The 2230-nt window shown below is 28.6% G+C and carries 6 protein-coding genes; 4 read left to right on the top strand and 2 right to left on the bottom strand.

Annotated elements, in window-relative coordinates:
* Window positions 1–5 precede the first annotated feature (5 nt).
* Window positions 6–104 carry a type II toxin-antitoxin system RelE/ParE family toxin gene (locus BKH44_RS08740; RefSeq protein WP_257842635.1) on the top strand — a complete coding sequence of 33 codons (99 nt, stop codon included), beginning with the start codon at window positions 6–8 and terminating at the stop codon, window positions 102–104.
* Window positions 94–393, top strand: coding sequence for a helix-turn-helix transcriptional regulator (locus tag BKH44_RS08575; protein WP_095272312.1), 300 nt, complete (start codon window positions 94–96; stop codon window positions 391–393). Before BKH44_RS08740 ends, BKH44_RS08575 begins: the two co-directional genes overlap by 11 nt.
* A 42-nt stretch (window positions 394–435) precedes the next feature.
* Here the strand turns inward: BKH44_RS08575 and BKH44_RS08570 are convergent, their stop codons facing one another.
* Window positions 436–705, bottom strand: coding sequence for a type II toxin-antitoxin system YafQ family toxin (locus BKH44_RS08570; RefSeq protein WP_095272417.1), 270 nt, complete (start codon window positions 703–705; stop codon window positions 436–438).
* Window positions 702–896: a hypothetical protein gene (locus BKH44_RS08565; protein ID WP_095272414.1), complete on the bottom strand. Its 195-nt coding sequence runs from the start codon at window positions 894–896 to the stop codon at window positions 702–704. The genes BKH44_RS08570 and BKH44_RS08565 overlap by 4 nt, the downstream gene beginning before the upstream one ends.
* 531 nt (window positions 897–1427) lie before the next feature.
* Between BKH44_RS08565 and BKH44_RS08560 the strand changes: the two genes are divergently transcribed.
* Both BKH44_RS08560 and BKH44_RS08555 read left to right on the top strand, forming a co-directional pair.
* Window positions 1428–1646, top strand: coding sequence for an acyl carrier protein (locus BKH44_RS08560; protein WP_095272411.1), 219 nt, complete (start codon window positions 1428–1430; stop codon window positions 1644–1646).
* Between the two features lie 94 nt (window positions 1647–1740).
* On the top strand, window positions 1741–1947 hold the full coding sequence (locus BKH44_RS08555) for a hypothetical protein (RefSeq protein WP_095272409.1): 207 nt from the start codon (window positions 1741–1743) through the stop codon (window positions 1945–1947).
* Window positions 1948–2230 lie beyond the last annotated feature (283 nt).

Here is a 2230-nt window from a genome sequence, read left to right as displayed (position 1 = left end):
CAATCGTGATTTTGCATACTTTTGTTAAAAAATCTCAAAAAACACCTTTAAAAGATATAAACATCTGCATACAAAGAAAAAAGGAGCTTTTGAATGAAAAATAAAATAAATCTTCAAACCTACAACATCAATGAACTTAAAGCAAAGTATTTAAAAGGAGAGGCTTTAAAAGAATATCAAGCTCTTGAACCTCTTATTGAAATCAAAGCTAAAATGCTTCAAGCAAGGAATGATGCTAAGCTGACTCAAGAAGATGTAGCAAAAGCACTCAATACTTATGTAAGCAATATTTCAAGACTTGAAAGCTCTTCGAATCCTCCTAGCCTAAATACACTGATGAAATACGCTCAAGCTTGTGGTAAAAAGCTAAAAATTGATTTTGTGGATAGATAAAGTAAAAATAATAGCTTAGTCGGTGGAGTTTGGGTAAATCTATTAAAATAATTCACTATGAGACCCTATATCAATACAAGCAAGTGATAATAATTTTTCTTGTATTTTATAGATGAGTAATAAATCAGGTTTGATATGACATTCTCTAAAATCTTTGTATTCACCTTTTAGCTTATGGTCTTTGTATTTTGGGTCTAAAGTTTTACCATTTGAGAGCTTTTCAATAATATATAAGGTGGAGTTTTTGTCTTTTATGCTAAGTTTTTTAAAGGATTTTTTGAATTCTTTTGTCAGTTCTACTTCATATTTCACGACATCAATTCCGATTTGAGTGTATCAAAATCTTTATATTTGTCAACATCGCCTTCTTGAAATTGTTTGATAGCTTTTTTTAGTTTATCGCTTGGGTCTTTTTGGGTATGGACTTTTGCATTGGCAATTTTAGCAATTCCTTTGATAGCTTTTGTCAAGTCTGCATTAGCATTTTTGATGATTAAAGTCATTTAAAATCCTTAATTGATTCTTTTAGATTTTAGCAAAATTTTGTATACAAAAATTGACAATTTTATTATGTAGCTTAGTTGTGTGGAGTTTGGGTGAAGGGATGGGGATACCCTTCAACTCTATTATTTTATCTTCTTGCTTAGCTTTTCTACTTGCCAAACAAGCCTGATGATGATTAGAGTCTGTGCGATTTCTAAGATATAACCTAAAGCTTCCATTTTTTACCTCCTTGTGCTAAAATAAATTTGGACATAGATGAGACCCGCTTAAGCGGGCTTCTTAAGTTTTAAGTGATTGAACTTAAGATTTTGATTATCAAATAGATAATCTTTAGAATCAGTATTGCGATGACTAATTTTCTCATCTTGTCCTCCTCTTTTTTATTTCAAAGTAATTAACTTTGATAACATAATTATACATATTTTATATAAATAAGTCAAGACTAAAATACATATTTTATAAATTTATTATATTTAATAATACATTTATTATAAATAGGTATGATGATTAAAAATTTTTAGGATAGCAAAATGAGTATTGAAAAATTTGAAAGCATATTGAAAGATTGCGGGTTGGATAAAAAAGAATTTTCTTTGCTAGTTGGAATGAATTATAATTCTGTAGTGAATTGGAATAGGACAGATTCAACCCCTGTTTGGGTAGCTTCTTGGCTAGAGAATTACCAAAAAGCAAAATGTTATGATGAACTCAAAAAGAAGGTTTATGAGATAGAGAAAATGAGCTTATAAATACTTATAAATACTTTTTAAAACTTTTAAATTCATTATTTTTTGATATAATCGTCTTATATTGAGAGATTTTACAAAAAGATAGGGAGCTAATATGAATTTATTAGAAGCTTTTGAATTATCAAAAAAGCAACAAGCTAATGATTTTAAACATACCTATTCTATTGAATATAAAAATTATAATGGTTGGGGAGTAAAAAAAGAAAATGTCTACCTCTCTATTATAAAAAGCTCTCTAATATCAAATTTTCATCAGCAAAAAGATTTTAATAGCAATGTGAGTATGAAATATGGCAAATAACATATTTAAGCCGTTTTTTTACTTTATGTGGAACGAAATGGAACGGAAAAAATATTAAAGGCTATCCCCTGAAATCATACAAAAACACTCATTGAATGCAACTATAAATATACTTAAATTTCCTTCACTTTATCTAAATAATCTGCCCACCATTGGAGTAATGGTCTCATTTGTTCGCTATAATCTGCTTTATGACTATAAGCTAAAGTTACTTGATTGCCTACCCTATGATCCAATATAGCTTCTTTGATCTCAAAAGAAGCATTGTGTTCATTTTGATGAG

The sequence above is a fragment of the Helicobacter sp. 13S00477-4 genome (assembly GCF_002272785.1).
Classification (GTDB): Bacteria; Campylobacterota; Campylobacteria; order Campylobacterales; family Helicobacteraceae; genus Helicobacter_J.
This window is presented reverse-complemented; position numbering and strand designations above follow the sequence as displayed.